Source organism: Streptomyces sp. NPDC000878 (assembly GCF_053599695.1).
This window is the reverse complement of record NZ_JBSFMT010000124.1, coordinates 1-17126: the sequence shown is the minus strand read 5'-3', so window position 1 is coordinate 17126 and position 17126 is coordinate 1. Positions and strand designations below refer to the sequence as shown.

14 protein-coding genes are annotated in these 17126 nt (G+C 70.8%); 5 read left to right on the top strand and 9 right to left on the bottom strand.

All coding sequences use genetic code 11. From position 1 onward, the window contains the following. Positions 1-98: 98 nt before the first annotated feature. The gene (gene nucS / locus ACWDR4_RS48030) at positions 99-770 is read right to left on the bottom strand and encodes an endonuclease NucS (RefSeq protein ID WP_450418266.1); all 672 of its coding nucleotides are present in this window, start codon (positions 768-770) and stop codon (positions 99-101) included. A gap of 299 nt (positions 771-1069) precedes the next feature. On the opposite strand from nucS, the gene ACWDR4_RS48025 reads away from it, so the two are divergent. After that, positions 1070-1462 carry an SCO5389 family protein gene (locus ACWDR4_RS48025; RefSeq protein ID WP_450418264.1) on the top strand — a complete coding sequence of 131 codons (393 nt, stop codon included), beginning with the start codon at positions 1070-1072 and terminating at the stop codon, positions 1460-1462. Between the two features lie 107 nt (positions 1463-1569). Here the strand turns inward: ACWDR4_RS48025 and ACWDR4_RS48020 are convergent, their stop codons facing one another. After that, entirely contained in the window at positions 1570-2598 is a 1029-nt protein-coding gene (locus tag ACWDR4_RS48020; RefSeq protein ID WP_450418262.1) for an LLM class flavin-dependent oxidoreductase, read from the bottom strand. A gap of 291 nt (positions 2599-2889) precedes the next feature. On the opposite strand from ACWDR4_RS48020, the gene ACWDR4_RS48015 reads away from it, so the two are divergent. Continuing rightward, a complete protein-coding gene (locus ACWDR4_RS48015; protein ID WP_235474796.1) occupies positions 2890-3222 on the top strand; it encodes an ATP/GTP-binding protein in 333 nt (110 codons plus the stop codon). Between the two features lie 89 nt (positions 3223-3311). On the opposite strand, the gene ACWDR4_RS48010 is transcribed toward ACWDR4_RS48015, so the two are convergent. The 7 genes from ACWDR4_RS48010 to mce all read right to left on the bottom strand — a co-directional run bounded on the left by ACWDR4_RS48010 (position 3312) and on the right by mce (position 13165). After that, complete coding sequence (locus ACWDR4_RS48010) at positions 3312-4178, bottom strand: ABC transporter permease (RefSeq protein ID WP_450418259.1); 867 nt, start codon at positions 4176-4178, stop codon at positions 3312-3314. Next, positions 4175-5374 carry an ABC transporter ATP-binding protein gene (locus ACWDR4_RS48005; protein WP_450418257.1) on the bottom strand — a complete coding sequence of 400 codons (1200 nt, stop codon included), beginning with the start codon at positions 5372-5374 and terminating at the stop codon, positions 4175-4177. The genes ACWDR4_RS48010 and ACWDR4_RS48005 overlap by 4 nt, the downstream gene beginning before the upstream one ends. Positions 5375-5509: 135 nt before the next feature. Continuing rightward, positions 5510-6280, bottom strand: coding sequence for an ABC transporter permease (locus ACWDR4_RS48000; RefSeq protein ID WP_450418255.1), 771 nt, complete (start codon positions 6278-6280; stop codon positions 5510-5512). Positions 6281-6282: 2 nt separating this feature from the next. After that, entirely contained in the window at positions 6283-7260 is a 978-nt protein-coding gene (locus ACWDR4_RS47995; protein ID WP_450418254.1) for an ABC transporter ATP-binding protein, read from the bottom strand. A gap of 240 nt (positions 7261-7500) precedes the next feature. After that, the gene (locus ACWDR4_RS47990; RefSeq protein WP_450418252.1) at positions 7501-8439 is read right to left on the bottom strand and encodes a cellulose-binding protein; all 939 of its coding nucleotides are present in this window, start codon (positions 8437-8439) and stop codon (positions 7501-7503) included. Positions 8440-8633: 194 nt separating this feature from the next. Next, the gene (scy, locus tag ACWDR4_RS47985; protein WP_450418251.1) at positions 8634-12482 is read right to left on the bottom strand and encodes a polarized growth protein Scy; all 3849 of its coding nucleotides are present in this window, start codon (positions 12480-12482) and stop codon (positions 8634-8636) included. A gap of 242 nt (positions 12483-12724) precedes the next feature. Then, complete coding sequence (gene mce, locus ACWDR4_RS47980) at positions 12725-13165, bottom strand: methylmalonyl-CoA epimerase (protein WP_319211763.1); 441 nt, start codon at positions 13163-13165, stop codon at positions 12725-12727. A 147-nt stretch (positions 13166-13312) separates the two neighbouring features. Between mce and ACWDR4_RS47975 the strand changes: the two genes are divergently transcribed. From ACWDR4_RS47975 to ACWDR4_RS47965, 3 genes are all read left to right on the top strand, one after another. Beyond that, positions 13313-14515, top strand: a complete 1203-nt coding sequence (locus tag ACWDR4_RS47975) for an acetyl-CoA C-acetyltransferase (protein WP_450418250.1) — start codon at positions 13313-13315, stop codon at positions 14513-14515. A 61-nt stretch (positions 14516-14576) separates the two neighbouring features. Then, positions 14577-15533 carry a methylmalonyl Co-A mutase-associated GTPase MeaB gene (gene meaB / locus ACWDR4_RS47970; RefSeq protein ID WP_450418249.1) on the top strand — a complete coding sequence of 319 codons (957 nt, stop codon included), beginning with the start codon at positions 14577-14579 and terminating at the stop codon, positions 15531-15533. Between the two features lie 203 nt (positions 15534-15736). Then, positions 15737-17002, top strand: a complete 1266-nt coding sequence (locus ACWDR4_RS47965) for an MFS transporter (protein WP_450418247.1) — start codon at positions 15737-15739, stop codon at positions 17000-17002. Positions 17003-17126: the final 124 nt, after the last annotated feature.

Below are 17126 nucleotides of genomic sequence, written 5' to 3'. Positions count from 1 at the left end.
CAGGTGAACAGGGCGATGACCTGGGCGGCGACGAACATCATCACGAGGTAGCCGGACATGCTCTTCACGGACTCGGTGAACAGATGTCGGAACTGCCCTCAGAACAGCCGGAGTTTGTCGTCCTCGATGCCCCGCAGCGCGTTGTAGTCCAGCACCGCGCAGCCGATGCCCCGGTCCGTGGCGAGGACGCGGGCCTGGGGCTTGATCTCCTGGGCGGCGAAGATGCCGCGGACCGGCGCGAGGTGCGGGTCGCGGTTCAACAGCTCCAGGTAGCGCGTGAGTTGCTCGACCCCGTCGATCTCACCGCGCCGCTTGATCTCGACCGCGACCGTCGCGCCCTCGGCGTCCCGGCACAGGATGTCGACCGGGCCGATGGCCGTCATGTACTCGCGGCGGATGAGGGTGTAGCCGTCGCCGAGGGTCTCGATGCGGTCGGCGAGCAGTTCCTGGAGGTGTGCTTCCACGCCGTCCTTGATCAGGCCGGGGTCCACGCCGAGTTCGTGGGAGGAATCGTGCAGGATCTCCTCCATCGTGATGATGAGCTTCTCGCCCGCCTTGTTGATGACGGTCCAGATCCCCTCCTCTTCTCCTGCCCCCTCCTTCAACGTGCAGGGCGGAGACATCCAGTTGAGAGGCTTGTAGGCGCGGTCGTCCGCGTGGATCGAGACGCTGCCGTCAGCCTTGACCAGGATGAGACGGGGGGCCGACGGGAGATGAGCGGTGAGCCGGCCCGCGTAGTCCACGGAACAGCGCGCAATGACGAGACGCATGGTCGGCAACGCTACTCGACGCGTGGTGCTCCACGCGATTCGCCCACCTCACAGTGCTGACGAGGGCCTGGTGGGCCGAAGGAACATGCCAGGGGCAACTGTTCGTTGTTGGCTGATTGTGTTCCTACGGGGACGGTTCTGACCAGTCCTGTATTCGCGTTTTCCTGGTGCCGTCACGGTCCGTTGCATACCGTAGTAACCGGGAGGTCGCGATGCATCTACGGAGCGTGCTCGGTGTCGCGGGCTCCCTTTCCCTGTCCGGCAGCCCCCAAGACCTCGGGGGTGCGAGAGGAGAACTCATGTCGCTCGACGTCTCACCGGCCCTACTCGAACAGGCCGAGCGAGGCGACGTCGACGAAGCTGAATTCGTCGACTGCGTCCGGACCTCCCTGCCCTACGCATGGGAGATGATCAGCTCCCTGGTGGCCCAGCTGAAGGTGGACGGCGGAGACTTCGCCGACAACCAGACGCCGCCGCCGGACGAGCAGGCACGTGGCCAGCTGCTGCGTGCGCTGGCGAGTGACGCGATTCGCGGCGCGCTGCAGCGGCACTTCGGGGTGCGGCTGGCCTTCCAGAACTGCCACCGGGTGGCGGTGTTCCCGCTGGACGCCTCGGTGGACGTCAAGCTGGCCCGCTTCACCTCGGTGCGCAGTCAGTTGCTGAACCAGTCGCCGGAATTCCGGGACTGCTGAGGTGACGGTGATCTAGGGCGCCGGCTTGCCGCTCCGTACGCGGGAGGTGTTTCTGTACGGGGCGGCAAGCTCCCTGAGGGCAGCGGCGGTTGACCGGGTCGACCGGGTCAGCGCAGCTGCGTGAGCACCTCGGTCCCCAGTCGTCGTACGTTCTCCTCCGTGGCCGCCAGATCGCCGGAACCCTCGATGAGCAGGGCGAAGCGGGAGATGCCCGTCCGTTCGGACGTGGCCGCGAGCCGGTCGGCGCACAGTCTGGGAGTGCCCACCGGGTGCAGTCCGCAGAGGAGTTCGGTGTACGCCACCGGGTCCCGCATCGAGCGCTCCCGGCCGTCCACCGTGACATGTGCTTCCAGTCCCTGACGCAGCCAGCCCGGCATCGCCTTCATCAGCGTCTCGACCGCGTCCGTGCGCCGGTCCGCGATCTGGCAGATGCCGGCCGACACATGGGCGGCGCCGTGGATCTCGTCCGCCGGACGTCCCGCCGCACGCGCCGACCGCCGCCACAGGGTGACCATCTCGGCCTTCTCCTCGTCCCCGACATGCATCCCGAGGAGCATCGGCAGCCCGCGCTCGGCGGCCAGCCGCACACTCGCCGGCGAGGTGCACGCGACGACGACCTCCGGTCCCGCCGTGTCCGTCAGCGACTCCGACGGGCTGGGTACGACGGGCACGTCACGGAACCTGAACCGGTCGCCGTCGGCCGACACGGACGGTTCACGCAGCCAGCGGACCAGCAGATCGAGTGATTCCGGGAACGCCTTCTCGTACGCCTCGATCCCCGTCCCGAACACTTCCAGGTCGACCCACGGTCCGCCGCGCCCCACGCCCAGCGTGAACCGCCCGCCGGACGTCAGGTGCAGCAGCGCGGCCTGTTCGCCGAGCATCACGGGGTGGGTGGTGGGCAGCACGCTCACCGCCGTACCGACCCGGATGCGCCGGGTGCGGCCCAGCAGCAGCGCGGCCAGGGTCGTCGCGGACGGGCAGGTGCCGTACGGCACGAAGTGGTGCTCCGCCAGCCAGACCGTGTCGAGACCCGCCTCCTCGGCGACCTCGGCGGACCGGACCGCTCGGTGCAGCGCCTCCCCCTGGCCCTGGCCCGGGAACTGGGCCGCCAGCACAAAACTTCCTACGCGCATTGCTCTTTCCTGCTTCCTAGGCCCCGACGTGGAGCTCCCCCGCTCGGCATAACCGCTCGACACGTGCCGAAGTCACGGCCTGGCGGAGAGATTGGCGGATTGTCTGCAGAATCGGGCAACCGGGCGAAGCGTGGCCGGGGTGCCGACGGCGGACCGGTGGGGGACCGACGGGGGATTCGAGAAGGGGTTCGAGAGATGTTCGTGCGGGGATGGTGACTTACTTCTACCCAGGATCGCGCCGCGTAGGCTGGAGACGACTCCAGCCCCCTGAACCGCTCCGTGAGGTGTTCCGTGTCCCCGCGCCGCAACCGCCCCCAAGGCCCCGGCTCGCCCGGCCGGAGCGCCGACGAGGACGACTCCGGCCGCTACGGCGGCTTCCAGTCCTCGGAGAGCTGGCAGGGCGAGAGCTGGAACGTCCGGCACGTGGCGGGGGCCAGCGCCCAGGGCAAGACGTACCGCTGCCCGGGCTGCGACCAGCTGATCCCGTCCGGCGTCCCGCACGTCGTCGCGTGGGCCGAGCACGCGGGCGTGGACGACCGCCGGCACTGGCACAAGGCCTGCTGGAACGCGAAGGACCGCCGCACCACGCGGGTGCAGCGGTCCCGTAACTCTCCGAGGTTCTGACCCAACTCGCCTGTCAGCTTGCGGAGTTCATCCCTCCGGGTGAATCAGCCGAGTCGGGTGAGCCAAGTGGATCAGGCGATTCAGGTGGTTCACACGTCCCGGCGGTCCAGCAGGACGAAGGCGCCGGCGATCGCCGCGGCGGTCACTCCGGCGAGCAGGCCGAGCTGGGCACCGCCGCCGGTGCCGTTCCCCTCGTCGATCCCGAAGATCTTGGCGAGGGAATTGGGCGCGTTGTAGTCCAGCATCTTCTCGCCGATCGCCCGCATGCTCTCGGACAGCAGCAGGAACGCGGGCAGGATCGCCGGCACCAGGACGAGCCCCAGCATCGCGGTGATCGCGCCCGCCGAGTGCCGCAGCATCGAGCCGACCGCGAGGGCGAGCACACCGAGCAGCGAGACGTACAGCGCGCCCATGACGACCGTGCCGCCCCACGCCTTGCCCTCGCCGCCGCTGTGCATCGACTCGGTCACCAGGCCGACGAAACCGATCGCGAACGCGGACACGACGAACGCGACCGCGAAGAAGATGATCAGCTTGGCGGCGAGCACCCGGTGGCGCTGCGGCGACGCGGTGAACGTCGTACGGATCATGCCCGTGCCGTACTCGGACGAGATGACCAGCACGCCCAGCGTGATCAGGCAGATCTGCCCGAGGACCAGCCCGAAGAACGCGGGGATCGTGTACGGCACGTCCCCGAAGTCCTCGTTGGTCGTCTGCGCGGCGACCAGCAGGCCGATGCCGATGACGAGGACCAGGAAGACCCCGAGCGTCCACATCGTGGAGCGCACCGACTTGATCTTCGTCCACTCGGAGGCGAGGGCGTGACCGAGATGCGTGCGCGTGACCGGGATCGGCGAGGTGTAGGCGGCGGCGTACGAAGTGCCGGGCGCCGCCTGCCAGTCGGGCGCCGCCTGCGGCACCGGCGTCTGCGTCGGGGGCTGCTGGGGCGTACTCATCGGGCGTCCTCGGGCTTGGTCAGGTCGGGAGCGGCGGCGGAGGGAGCCGGCTGCGCGTACGGGTTCGGGTGGCCGCCCACGGGCGTGCCGGGCCCGCCAGAGGCGCTGTACGGCCCCGCGGGCGGTCCGGGCTGCTCCGGCGCCGAGAACGGGGGCTGACCGCCCTGCTGGGGCGGCGGCGGGGCGTACCAGCCCGGCTGGCCCTGCCCCGGCACCGGCATCTGGGGCGGCGGCTGCGCGCCCGGCGGCGGCAGCTGCTGGAGTCCGGCCCGCTGGTCGATGGTCGAGCGGTAGTCGACGGCGCCCTGCGTCATCCGCATGTACGCCTCCTCCAGCGACGCCTGGTGCGGCGACAGCTCCCACAGGCGTACGTCGGCGGAGTGCGCGAGGTCGCTGATGCGGGGGAGCGGCAGGCCCATGACGCGCAGCGCGCCGTCCTGCTCGGGCAGCACCTGGCCGCCGGCCTCGGTCAGCGCGGCCGTCAGCTTCTCGCGCTGCTGCGGCTCGGTCTCCGGGGTGCGTACGCGTGCGAAGTCGGCGGAGTTGGCGGAGATGAAGTCCCGCACGCTCATGTCGGAGAGCAGCTGTCCGCGCCCGATGACGATGAGGTGGTCGGCGGTCACCGCCATCTCGCTCATCAGGTGGGAGGAGACGAACACGGTCCGGCCCTCCGCCGCGAGCGCCTTCATCAGGTTGCGCACCCAGAGGATGCCCTCGGGGTCGAGGCCGTTGACCGGCTCGTCGAAGAGCAGCACCTGGGGGTCGCCGAGGAGCGCGGCGGCGATGCCGAGCCGCTGTCCCATGCCGAGCGAGAACCCCTTGGAGCGCTTGCGGGCCACGTCCTGGAGCCCGACGACCCCGAGCACCTCGTCCACGCGCCGCGCCGGGATGCCCGACAGCTGGGCCAGGCAGAGCAGATGGTTACGGGCGTGCCGGCCGCCGTGCACGGCCTTGGCGTCGAGCAGGGCACCGACCTGGCGGGGAGCGTTGGGCAGCTTGCGGTAGGGGAAGCCGCCGATCGTCACCCGGCCCGAGGTGGGCTGGTCCAGGCCGAGGATCATCCTCATCGTCGTCGACTTGCCCGAGCCGTTGGGTCCGAGGAAGCCGGTGACGGACCCCGGCCGCACCTGGAAGGAAAGGTTGTACACGGCCGTCTTGTCGCCGTAGCGCTTCGTCAGGCCGACTGCCTCGATCATGCTCCGCACCCATCGAAAGGTTCAGGACAGCGGGGCACACGCCCCCGTAAGGGTTAGGAGCTTATCGGGGAGCTGACGGTTCCCTTAAAGAAGCGACAAATATGTCGGGTCCATGACGGTCGGCCGGCACAACGTTCAGGCGTCCCGTTTCTTCAGCAGGACATACCCCCCGAGCAGCGCCACGACCACCCACACCACCATGATCGCGAGCCCACCCCACGGCCCGTACGGCGTGTCGTTGTCGACCGGAGTCACCACCTGCATGATCTTGCTGCCGGCCTGGTCGGGCAGATAGCGGGCGACCTTCTTCGTCGCCGAGACCGCGCCCAGGATGTTGGAGATCAGGAAGAAGAACGGCATCAGGACACCGAGCGACAGCATCGGACTGCGCAGCATCGCGGCCACGCCCATGGAGAACAGGGCGATGAGCGTCATGTAGAGCGCCCCGCCGATCACCGCGCGCAGCACGCCAGGATCACCGATGGACGTCGAATGCCCGCCCAGCATCGCCTGCCCGAGGAAGAACGCGGCGAAGCTGGTGACGACCCCGACCGCGAAGGCGAGCCCGGTCGCGACCGCGAGCTTGCCGGCGAGGAACGTGCCGCGCTGCGGTACGGCGGCCAGCGAGGTGCGGATCATGCCGGTGCTGTACTCGTTCGACACGACGAGCACCCCGAACACGATCATCGCGAGCTGACCGAGACTCATCCCGGCGAAACTCGTGTACGTCGGGTCGAAGGAGAGCCGGTCCTTCTCGCTGAGGTCGCTCCACTGGTTCTTGAAGAGCAGCGAGATCAGCGCGCCGAGCGCGATTGTCACGACGGCCGCGAGACCGAGCGTCCACACCGTGGACGCCACCGACCGGATCTTGGTCCACTCGGACCGGAGGACCTGGGTGGCTGCCATGCTCAGTCCTTCTTCCAGCCGTCGTCCCACGGCCCGGGGGAGGGGGCGGCCGGGAGACCGGCCGAGGGCGGTGTGTCGCTGTGCGCGTGGTACTCGACCGACTCGGCGGTCAGCTGCATGAACGCCTCCTCCAGGGAGGCCTGTTGGGGGCTCAGCTCATGCAGCACGATGTGGTGCTGCGCGGCCAGCTCACCGATCCGCTCGGCCTTCCCGCCGTCCACTTCCAGCGTCTCGGCGCCCGCCTGCACGACGGTGATCCCGGCCGAGTGCAGGACATCGAGCAGCCGTTCGCGCTGGGGGGAGCGGATACGGACGTACGAGCGCGAGTTCTGGTCGATGAAGTCCGCCATGGAGGTGTCGGCGAGCAGCCGCCCCTGCCCGATGACGACCAGATGATCGGCCGTCAGCGCCATCTCGCTCATGAGGTGAGAAGAGACGAAGACCGTACGCCCCTGCGCGGCCAGCGATTTCATCAGGTTGCGGATCCAGTGGATGCCCTCGGGGTCGAGGCCGTTGACCGGCTCGTCGAACATCAGGATCCGTGGATCACCGAGCAGCGCGCCCGCGATACCGAGCCGCTGCCCCATACCGAGCGAGAACCCCTTCGCCTTCTTCCTGGCGACCGCGGTGAGCCCGACGGTGTCGAGCACCTCGTGCACGCGCGTGCTGGGGATGCCGTTGCTCTGGGCGAGACAGAGCAGGTGGTTGAAGGCGCTGCGCCCGCCGTGCATGGCCTTGGCGTCGAGCAGGGCGCCGATGTACTTGAGGGGGTCCTTGAGCCGGTCGTAGTGCTGACCGTCGATCCGGACGTCACCGGCGGTGGGGCGGTCGAGGCCGAGCATCATCCGCATGGTGGTGGACTTCCCGGCACCGTTGGGACCGAGGAAGCCCGTCACGATGCCCGGTCTGACGGTGAACGTCAGATGATTGACCGCCACTTTCTCGCCGTACCGCTTGGTCAGCCCCTCTAGCTCGATCATGCGGCCACGCTAGTTGGGGGCGATGGGGGGTGCCACTTGTGTGCGGCAACTTCTGGTGAACGTGGGTTCGTTTCTTTGGGGGTGTTCGGTGGGTGGGTGAGTGCTGCGCCGTCGTGGCTGGTCGCGCCCACGCGGCGGAGCCGCAAATGTCACAGCCCCGCGCCCCTAAGACAGCTGCCCGCACCCCCGTAGAGAGGTGCGGGCAGCTACAGCCGTCAGGCGACCGTTCGTTCCTGCTGCTTACCGGGACTGCTGGGCCGGGACCCCGCGGGTGATCGGCTCGTCGTCCGTCGTCGGGGCGCCGGCGGCGGCGACCGCGGCTCCCGTGAGGGTGGCGAGCATCTCGCGGACGTTCGTCAGCTGGGCGTTGATCGAGTCGCGGCGGTTGGTGAGAGCCGCCAGCTCGCGCTCCGATTCCGAACGGATCCGGTCGGCCTTGGCGTTCGCGTCGGCCACGATGTCCTCGGCCTGGCGCTGGGCCGTCTCGACCGTCTGGCGGGCGCGGCGCTCGGCGTCCGTGCGCAGCTTCTCGGCCTCCAGGCGGAGCTGCTCCGCGCGGTGCTCGATCTCCGCGAGGCGCTTCTCGGCCTTGGCCTGACGGGACGCGAGGTCGCGCTCCGACTGCTCACGGCGCTTGGCGAGGTTCGTCTCGAAGTCCGCGGCGGCCTGGGCGGCCTTGGCGCGGGTCTCCTCGAAGAGGGCGTCCGCCTCCTCACGCTTGGACTGCGCGTCCTTCGTCGCCTCCTGGCGCAGCTGGGAGGCGTCGCTCTTGGCCTTCTCGACGATCCGGACGCCCTCGTCCTCCGCCTTGGACTTGCGGTCCGCAGCGAACGATTCTGCGTCGTTGCGCACCTGCTGAGCCGCCGACTCGGCCAGCTCGCGGTGCTGCTCGGCCGCGCGACGGGCCTCCTCGCGCAGGTCCTTCGCCTCCTCCTCGGCGAGGCGGAGGATCTTCTCGACGCGCGCGCCGAGACCGGCGTACGACGGCTCTGCGTCGCTGACCTGGGCCTGGGCGTTCTGCGTTTCGAGGTGGAGCTCCTCGATGCGCTTTTCCAGAGCAGTGATACGGGCCAGAGCGCTGTCACGGTCGGAGACGAGCTTCGAGATGCGTTCGTCCACCTGAGCGCGGTCGTACCCACGCCGCACAAGCTCGAAGCCGTAGGGGGAAGTGTCGCTCATGGGGTTCCTGTCGAATGAGACCGGTGAGGTGATAGGTGGAATCCTAGGGGGCCAAGCGGCGTGTCATAGAGCAGAAGCCTGATTGATATGGAGAATGAGACCCCTTTTGAGTGGCTAACCGGCGGGCTGCTTGCCAAAGAATTGGTCAAAGACCCCAGAAAGCCCCACAGAATGCACGCAACGCGCCCTCCGTGCTAGCCATCTGACGACTTGCCACCCGTACGGGTGACGCCCACGGCAGCGGTCGCCTTGACGCCGCTGTCCTTGTTCGCTGACGGGGCCTCAAAAGACTCCAACGCTTCCAGCACGTCCTGGACACGGGAGATCTCCGCCTGGATGTCCTCGCGGCGCCGGACCAGGATCTCCAGTTCGCGCTTGCCCTCCTCGACCGTGGCCTTCGCCTCGCGGATCGCCTCGGCGCGCAGTTCCTCGGCCTCCCGGATCAGCGAGGTCTTCTTCTGCTCGGCCTCCTTCAGGAGCCCCTCGGCCTTCTTGACGGCGGCGATCCGGACCTTGCCCGCCTCGGAGTTGGCCTCCGAGACCAGGTCCTTGGCCTTCGCCTCCGCCTTGGCGAGCTGCTCCTCGGCGGCCGTGATCAGCGCGTCGCAGCGGTCGCCGGTCGACCTCATCGTCTCGGCGGCCTCGCGGCGGGCCCGCTCGTGCAGGCCCTCGATCTCGGTCGTGATGCGGTCGCGCAGCTCCTCGGCCCGCTCCCTTATGGCGGTGGCGTCCCGGCGCGCGCCGACGAGCAGCTCGTCCGCGTCCGTACGGGCCTTCTCCACCGTCGAGTTGCCCCGGGCCGTCGCCTGGGACACCAGCCGGTCCGCCTCGTTGCGGGCAGCGCCCACCATCGAGTCGGCCTGCGCCTCCGCCTCCGCGGTCGTCTTCTGCGCGGCCTGCTGCGACTCCGAGAGCAGCTTGTCGGCCTCGGCGGCCGTCTCCGTGATGAGCGTGTCGACCTGCTCGGCCGCCTCGGAGCGCCGCTTGTTGGCCTCCTTGCGGGCCTCGTCCAGCGTGCTGTCGGCCTCGTCGCGCGCGGTCGACATGAGCCGGTCGGCCTCCGCCGCCGCCTCCGCCTTGACCCGCTCGGCCTCCGCACGCACCCGCTCCGCGTGCTGCTGCGCCGAACCGACCGTCTCGGCGGCCTCGGCGCGCAGCCGCTCCGCCTCCCCGGTCGCGTCCGAGATCAGCTGGTCGGCCTTGGCCGTCGACTCGGCACGGACCCGCTCCGCCTCGGCGTTGGTCTCCTCGGTGAGCCGCTCCGCCTCCGCCGTCACCTCGGTGATCAGCGTGTCGGCCTGCGTCGCCGCGTCCGAACGGATCCGGTTCGCGTCCTCGCGGGCCTCCGCACGGCTGCGCGAAGCGTCCTGCTCGGCGTTCGCGATGGTGTCCGACGCCTCCGTGCGCACCCGCTGGGCGTGCGCGGCGGCGTCCTGGCGCAGCCGCTCCGCCTCGGCGATCGCCTCGCCCACCGTGCGCTCGGCGAGCACCTTGGCGTGCTCCGACGCCTCGGACGCCTCGCGCCGCACCCGGCTCGCGTCCTCCGAGGCCCGCTCCCGCTCGGAGTAGGCGTCGGCACGGACCCGGTCCGCCTCCTCCGAGGCCTCGCGCCGCATCCGGTCGGCGACGTGCTCGGCGGCGGAGCGCAGCCCCTGGATCTCCTCCTGGGCCTGCTCGTGCAGCCCCGACACCGACTCCCGTACCTGCTGGGCGTGCTGTTCGGCGGCCGACACCATCTCGTTGGCGCGCCGGTCCGCCTCCTCGACCAGCCGTACGGCCTCGGCCTGGGCGTCCTCCACGCGCCTGCGCGCCGACGCCAGCAGCTCCTCGCTCTGCTCGCGGGCCCGATCGCGCTCCTGGTCGGCCTCCTGGCGGGCGGAACCGAGGGTCTCCTCGGCCTCGCGGCGCCGCCGGGCTGCCTCCTCCTGGGCGGCGGCCAGCGTCTCCGACGCCTCCGTCGCCAGCCGCTCGGCGGCGGCCTGCGCCTCCGTCCGTACCCGGTCGGCGGTGTCCTGGGCCTCCGACTTCAGCCGCTCGGCCTCGGCCGCCGCGTCGGACCGCAGGCGTACGGCGATGGCCTCGCCCTCCGCCCGGGACGCGGACGCGTCCGCCGCCGCCTCGTCGCGCAGCCGCTGGATCTCCGCGTCGGCCTGCGCCTGGAAGCTCCGGACCCGCTCGGCGGCCTCGGAACGCAGCCGCTCCGACTCCTCGGAGCCCTCGCGGCGGATCCGGTCGGCCTCCGCGCGGGCGTCGGTGAGCGCCTGTTCGGCCGCGGTGAGCCGGTCCTCGGCCTCCGTGTGCAGCCGGGTCAGCTCGGCGGCGGCCTCGTCACGGCGTGCCTCTATGGCCCGCTCGGTCTCCTCGCGCAGCTCGCGCGAGGCCTGCTCGGCGTCCGCCGCGATGCCCTCGGCCTGCTCGACGGCCTCCGCGCGGTGCCGCTCGGCCTCCTTGCGGGTGCGCTCCAGGGTTTCCTCGGCCTGCCGGCGCAGTGCTCCCGCGCGCTCGATGGCCTCCGTACGGACCTTCTCGCTGTCCGTCTGGGCGGTCTGGCGCAGCTCGTCCGCGTCCGCCCTCGCCTTGCCGAGCAGCTCCTCGGCGGTGCGGGCCGCCTCCTCGATCTGCTGGACGGCCTCGCGGCGCGCCTCCGCGCGGATGCGCTCGCCCTCGGCGACCGCGTCGGCGCGCAGCTGCTCGGCCTCGCCGCGCAGCCGCCGGGCCTCTTCCTGAAGCTCGACGGTCTTGGCGCGGTACTCCTTGGTGTCGTCCTTCGCCGTGCCCTTGAGCTGCTCGGCGATGTCGTGCGCCTCGGCGCGCAGCCGGTCCGCCTCGGTCTCGGCCTCGGCGCGGATGCGCTCGGCCTCCTCGGTGGCCGCCTTGGTGGTCGACTTCGCTTCCTCGGACGCCCGGTTGAGGACGTCCTCGGCGGTGCGGGCCGCCTTGGCGAGCTGGGAGGCGGTCTCCTCGGCGGTGAGACTGCGGGCGGTCTCCTCGGCCTCGGCGACGATCTTCTCGGCCTTGGCCTTGGCGTCGGCCACGACCTCCTCGGCGGACGCCTTGGTGGCCTCGGCCTCCTGGCTGGCCTCGGTGACCAGCCGGGCGACCTGCTCCTTCGCCGTACGGGTGCGCTGCTCGTTGGCGGACTCGGCGCTGGAGGTCGTCTTGGCCGCGGTCTCCTTGGCCTCGGTGACGACCTTCTCGGCCTCGGCGCGCGCCTCGCGCAGGGCGGCCTCGGCCTCCTGCATCCGCTGTTCGGCGGCCCGGCTCAGCTCGGTGGCCTGGCGGCGGGCGCTGTCCGACTCGGTCACCGTGGAGGTGCGCAGCTGCTCGGCGTGGTCGGCGGCCTCGCGGGCCTCGGAGGTCGCGCTGTTCAGGAGGCGGTCGGCCTCGGCACGGGCCCGGCGCAGGAGCTGGTCGGCCTCCGCGCGGGCGGCCTCGTTCTCGCTCTGCAGCCGCTGCCTGGCCTCGTTGGCGACCCGCTCGGCCTCGGCCCGGGCGGCGGCCAGCGCCTGCTCGGCCTCGGACCGGGACTCGTCGACGAGCCGGCGAGCCTGGGACTCGCTGCGGGCCCGCAGCTGCTCGGCCCACGCCACGTTCTCGTTGACGTGCGACTCGACGGTCTTGCGCCGCTCGGCCAGCTCCTGGTCGAGCTGCTGGCGCCGGGTGACGGCCTCCTGGTGCAGCTCGGCCTGCAAGCGGGCCGCCTGCTCGGCGTGCTCCTGGAGGATCCGCTGAGTCTGGGCGCGCGCCTGCGACATCTCGCGCTCGGCGTCCTGGCGGAGCTGGTCCGCCTGGATCTGCGCGTTCCGCAGCAACTGCTCGGCCTGATAGCCGATGTCACCGCCGTCATAGGCGGGCCGGGACATGAGGGTGCGGCGCGCCTCGTGAAGCTTGGCGCGCAGTACCTCGACCTGGTAGCCGAGGTCCTCGGCGTGCTGAATCGCCTTTTCCCGCTCGGTCTTCAGCCGCTCCATCTCGGCCTCGAACCGAGAGAGGTGGTCGACGTCAGCCGCCGGCTCTCGCTCCTGGCGTTCGTAGCCCCGCACTGCGCGGTCCCATCCGTCCCTGGTCGCAACCTTCTCCGAACGAGCCACGTCCGTCCGCCGAACGGGGCCCCCGGGGAATGGTGTCAGATCAACGGCGAAGCACGGACTCCCGCCCTCACCCTCGGCCCCCGAAACCTGAACCCCGGCCCTCGGATCCCCACCTCCACACATCAGGACCCGGACCGCTCCCCGACAACACGGCAGCGGCCGTCCCCAACCCTACCGGCCCATATGTACGAGGGTCAGTGCTCAGGTGACTCAACAGCCGCCGAAGTGACCAGTTCTGTCAGTACTCCGTGGCAATCCTTTGGGTGCAGGAAGGTGATCCGCGACCCCATGGAGCCGATCCGTGGCTCCTCGTACAGAACGCGTACGCCCTTCTCGCGGATGTCTGCGGCGTCCCCGTCCACATCCGCCGTACCGAAGGCGATGTGGTGCACGCCCTCCCCGTTCTTGGCCAGCCACTTCCCCACGGCGGAGTCCTCACGGGTGGGCTCCAGGAGTTGCAGATAGGAGGCGCCGCCGTCGTCCGTGTTGTTGATCTTCAACATGGCCTCGCGTACGCCTTGCTCCTCGTTGACCTCGGAGTGGAACACCTCGAAGCCGTACGTGGCCCGGTAGAACTCGACGGTCGTGTCGAGGTCGAAACAGGCGATCCCGATGTGGTCGATTCGCGTCAGCATGGTGTTAGTGCAGCGCTCCGGAGGTGGTTACGCAACGTGCGCGCGATCACACCGACCGCCCGATGACGGAGGGGGTACTGCTCAGTACATTCAGGTAAACCCTCGTTCACACTCCTCAGCTCTCCAGCTGAAAGGGGATCGCACCTCATGTCAGGAACGAACAGCAGTACCTCGGTGATCGTCGCGGGCGCGCGCACGCCCATGGGACGGTTGCTGGGCTCGCTGAAGACCTTCTCCGGAGCCGACCTCGGCGGCTTCGCGATCAAGGCCGCCCTCGACCGTGCGGGGATCGGTGGCGACCAGGTTCAGTACGTGATCATGGGCCAGGTCCTCCAGGCCGGTGCGGGCCAGATCCCGGCCCGGCAGGCGGCGGTCAAGGCCGGCATCCCGATGAGCGTCCCGGCGCTGACCATCAACAAGGTGTGTCTGTCGGGCCTCGACGCGATCGCGCTGGCGGACCAGCTGATCCGAGCGGGCGAGTTCGACATCGTGGTGGCCGGTGGCCAGGAATCGATGACGAACGCCCCCCATCTGCTCCCCAAGTCCCGTGAGGGCTTCAAGTACGGCGCGATCGAGATGCTCGACGCGATGGCTTACGACGGCCTCACGGACGCCTTCGAGAACATCGCCATGGGCGAGTCCACGGAGAAGCACAACACCCGTCTGGGCCTGCTGCGCCCCGAGCAGGACGCGATCGGCGCCCTCTCCCACCAGCGCGCGGCGGCGGCACAGAAGAACGGCGTGTTCGAGGCGGAGATCACGCCGGTCGAGATCCCGCAGCGCAAGGGCGAACCGATCGTTTTCAGCCAGGACGAGGGCATCCGGGCGGAGACGACGACGGAGTCGCTGGGCAAGCTGCGCCCGGCGTTCACCAAGGACGGCACGATCACGGCGGGCACGTCGTCGCAGATCTCGGACGGCGCGGCGGCCGTGGTGGTCATGAGCAGGGCGAAGGCCGAGGAACTGGGCCTGGAGTGGATCGCGGAGATCGGTGCCCACGGCAATGTGGCGGGCCCGGACAACTCCCTCCAGTCCCAGCCCTCCAACGCGATCCTGCACGCCCTCAAGAAGGAGGGCCTGGGCGTCGAAGATCTTGACCTGATCGAGATCAACGAGGCCTTCGCGGCGGTCGCGGTCCAGTCAATCAAGGACCTCGGGGTGTCCACGGATCGGGTGAACGTCAACGGTGGTGCGATTGCCCTGGGTCACCCGATCGGGATGTCCGGCGCCCGGCTCGTCCTGCACCTGGCCCTCGAACTGAAGCGGCGCGGCGGCGGCGTGGGCGCGGCGGCCCTGTGCGGGGGCGGCGGCCAGGGTGACGCGCTGATCGTGCGGGTACCCAAGGCATAAGCGGTTCGGGATGAGCCGGTTTTGGGGTGAGCCGTACGGCTGAGATCGGAACGGAGTTGTGATGCAGGACGTCTCCACGCTGGTGGCGCAGGCCCGGGAAGGCCGGCCGCGGGCCGTGGCCCGGCTGATCTCCCTGGTGGAGGGGGCGTCCGAACAACTCCGCGAGGTCATGGCCGCGCTGGCCCCGCTGACCGGCAACGCGTACGTGGTCGGCCTGACGGGATCACCGGGCGTGGGCAAGTCGACGTCGACGTCGGCGCTGGTCACGGCATACCGGCGGCAGGGCAGGCGGGTCGGCGTCCTCGCCGTCGACCCGTCGTCGCCCTTCTCGGGCGGCGCCCTCCTCGGCGACCGCGTCCGCATGTCGGACCACGCCTCCGACCCCGGCGTCTACATCCGCTCGATGGCGACCCGGGGCCACCTCGGCGGCCTGGCCTGGGCGGCCCCGCAGGCGATCCGCGTCCTGGACGCGGCAGGCTGTGACGTGGTCCTGGTCGAGACGGTGGGCGTGGGCCAGTCGGAGGTGGAGATCGCCGCGCAGGCCGACACGAGTGTGGTGCTGCTGGCGCCCGGGATGGGGGACGGCATCCAGGCGGCGAAGGCGGGGATCCTCGAAATCGGCGACGTGTACGTGGTCAACAAGGCGGACCGGGACGGCGCGGACTCCACCGCCCGCGAGCTGAACCACATGCTCGGCCTCGGCGAATCCCGGGCGCCCGGCGACTGGCGCCCCCCGATCGTGAAGACGGTCGCGTCCCGGGGGGAGGGCATCGACGAGCTGGTGGAGGCGCTGGAGAAGCACCGGGCGTGGATGGAGGAGCGGGGGGTACTGGCCGAGCGTCGCAGGGCCCGCGCATCCCACGAGGTCGAGACGATCGCCGTCACGGCACTCCGTGAACGCATCGGCGACCTGCACGGGGACCGGCGCCTGAGCGCGCTGGCGGAGCGGATCGTGGCGGGCGAACTCGACCCGTACCGGGCGGCGGACGAACTGGTCGCGGGCCTGACCGAGAAGTGACGGGAGCGGCGAGGGGGCGGGCTTTCCCGGTGGTCGACCAACGGGACACGCTGCTACGTTGACCGGCATGTTCCTCCTCTTGGCGTAGGTGTCGCCGACACCACCGCGACCGGCCCGCACTCGCAGCGCAGTCGTCGTGGTGAACCGGCGTCCCCACCTGCCACGGCGCCTTCTCGACGCGCCGCTTCCCAGAGGAACTTCGCATGCCCGCGACATCGACGCGGCCTTCCTATGCCGCCGTCCTGCGCATCCCGTACGCCCGCCGCACCTTCGCCACCGCCCTGCTCGGCAGGCTGTCGTACGGGATCGTCCCGCTGTCGGTGATGCTCGCCGTGACCCGGGCCTCGGGCTCGTACGCCGTGGCCGGCACCGTGATGGCGCTGTTCGGCGCCACCGTCGTCCTGCTGGCGCCCGTCAGGGCCGCCCTCATCGACCGGTACGGGCCGTGCCGGTCCCTCGTCCCCATGCTGCTCGCCCACCTCACCGCGCTCGGGCTGCTGACGGCCGCCGTCTGGCGCCCGGGCGCGCATGTGTTCGTCGTAGCGTCCCTGACCGCCCTCGCCGGAGCCTGTGTGCCGCCGCTCGGGCCGACCATGCGGGCCGTATGGAGCCGGATCGCCGAGGACCGGGCGTTGCTGCAGCGGGCGTACAGCCTCGACGGCGTCGCCGAGGAACTGCTCTTCGTCTCCGGGCCGTTGCTGGTGGGCGTCCTCGTCGGGTTCACCGTGCCGGCCGTCGGCATCGTCGTCGGGGCGGCCCTGATGGCGGCGGGCACGGCTGGGTTCGTGACGTCTCCGGCGGTACGGGCGATGCGGCCCGCCGAGCGCGGGGCCCGGCCGGGGACGGGGGGTGACGGTCGGCGTGTGCTGGGCCGCATCCGGGCGCCTGTCGGCGCCGCCGCCGGTGTCGGGCTCGCCCTCGGCTCGCTCGACCTGCTGGTCGTGGTGTTCGCCGGGCAACACGGCCACGGTGGCGCGAGCGTGGCCTGGGTACTGGCCGCCCTGTCCGCGGGAAGCGCCGTCGGGGGGCTGCTCAACGGCGCCGTGGCCTGGCGCCGGCCGGCCAGGGTCCGGCTCGCCCTGCTGGCGCTCGGCCTGGGCCTGGCGCTGCTCGGTGCGGGACTCGCCCCTGGCCTGGGCACTCTCGCCCTCGCCATGACAGTGGCCGGGGTCTTCGTGGCCCCTGCGCTGACCACGGCGTATCTCATCGCCGACGAGGCGGTGGCGCCCGGGGCGCGGGTCCGGGCCGGGGCGTGGGTGAACACGGCGACCAATGCGGGGAGCACGGTCGGCACGGCCACGGCGGGAGCCCTCGCCGGTTTTCTGCCAGTGGCCGTCTGCTTCACGCTGACCGGCGTGGCCGTGCTGCTGACGGGGCTGGGCGTGACGAGGGGCACGCGCCGTGCCTTCAGTGCAGACCGGGGTGGATCAGCTTGTCCGGAGACCGAGGGCAAGGTCCGTGCAGCCTAGGCCGGCAAGTTCTCGCCCCCGCCGCCCCTACCCGTCCCATCCCTGGGGGCTGCGCCCCCAGACCCCGCTTGTCGCGCTAGAACGCGCTCGTCCTCAAACGCCGGACGGGCTGGTTTGTCAGCCC

What these genes read in the sequence shown, in the direction of transcription:
- nucS (WP_450418266.1), bottom strand. Translation starts at nt 770, where the DNA reads ATGCGTCTCGTCATTGCGCGCTGTTCCGTGGACTACGCGGGCCGGCTC.
- ACWDR4_RS48025 (WP_450418264.1), top strand. Translation starts at nt 1,070, where the DNA reads ATGTCGCTCGACGTCTCACCGGCCCTACTCGAACAGGCCGAGCGAGGC.
- ACWDR4_RS48020 (WP_450418262.1), bottom strand. Translation starts at nt 2,598, where the DNA reads ATGCGCGTAGGAAGTTTTGTGCTGGCGGCCCAGTTCCCGGGCCAGGGC.
- ACWDR4_RS48010 (WP_450418259.1), bottom strand. Translation starts at nt 4,178, where the DNA reads ATGAGTACGCCCCAGCAGCCCCCGACGCAGACGCCGGTGCCGCAGGCG.
- ACWDR4_RS48005 (WP_450418257.1), bottom strand. Translation starts at nt 5,374, where the DNA reads ATGATCGAGGCAGTCGGCCTGACGAAGCGCTACGGCGACAAGACGGCC.
- ACWDR4_RS48000 (WP_450418255.1), bottom strand. Translation starts at nt 6,280, where the DNA reads ATGGCAGCCACCCAGGTCCTCCGGTCCGAGTGGACCAAGATCCGGTCG.
- ACWDR4_RS47995 (WP_450418254.1), bottom strand. Translation starts at nt 7,260, where the DNA reads ATGATCGAGCTAGAGGGGCTGACCAAGCGGTACGGCGAGAAAGTGGCG.
- ACWDR4_RS47990 (WP_450418252.1), bottom strand. Translation starts at nt 8,439, where the DNA reads ATGAGCGACACTTCCCCCTACGGCTTCGAGCTTGTGCGGCGTGGGTAC.
- mce (WP_319211763.1), bottom strand. Translation starts at nt 13,165, where the DNA reads ATGCTGACGCGAATCGACCACATCGGGATCGCCTGTTTCGACCTCGAC.
- ACWDR4_RS47975 (WP_450418250.1), top strand. Translation starts at nt 13,313, where the DNA reads ATGTCAGGAACGAACAGCAGTACCTCGGTGATCGTCGCGGGCGCGCGC.
- meaB (WP_450418249.1), top strand. Translation starts at nt 14,577, where the DNA reads ATGCAGGACGTCTCCACGCTGGTGGCGCAGGCCCGGGAAGGCCGGCCG.
- ACWDR4_RS47965 (WP_450418247.1), top strand. Translation starts at nt 15,737, where the DNA reads ATGCCCGCGACATCGACGCGGCCTTCCTATGCCGCCGTCCTGCGCATC.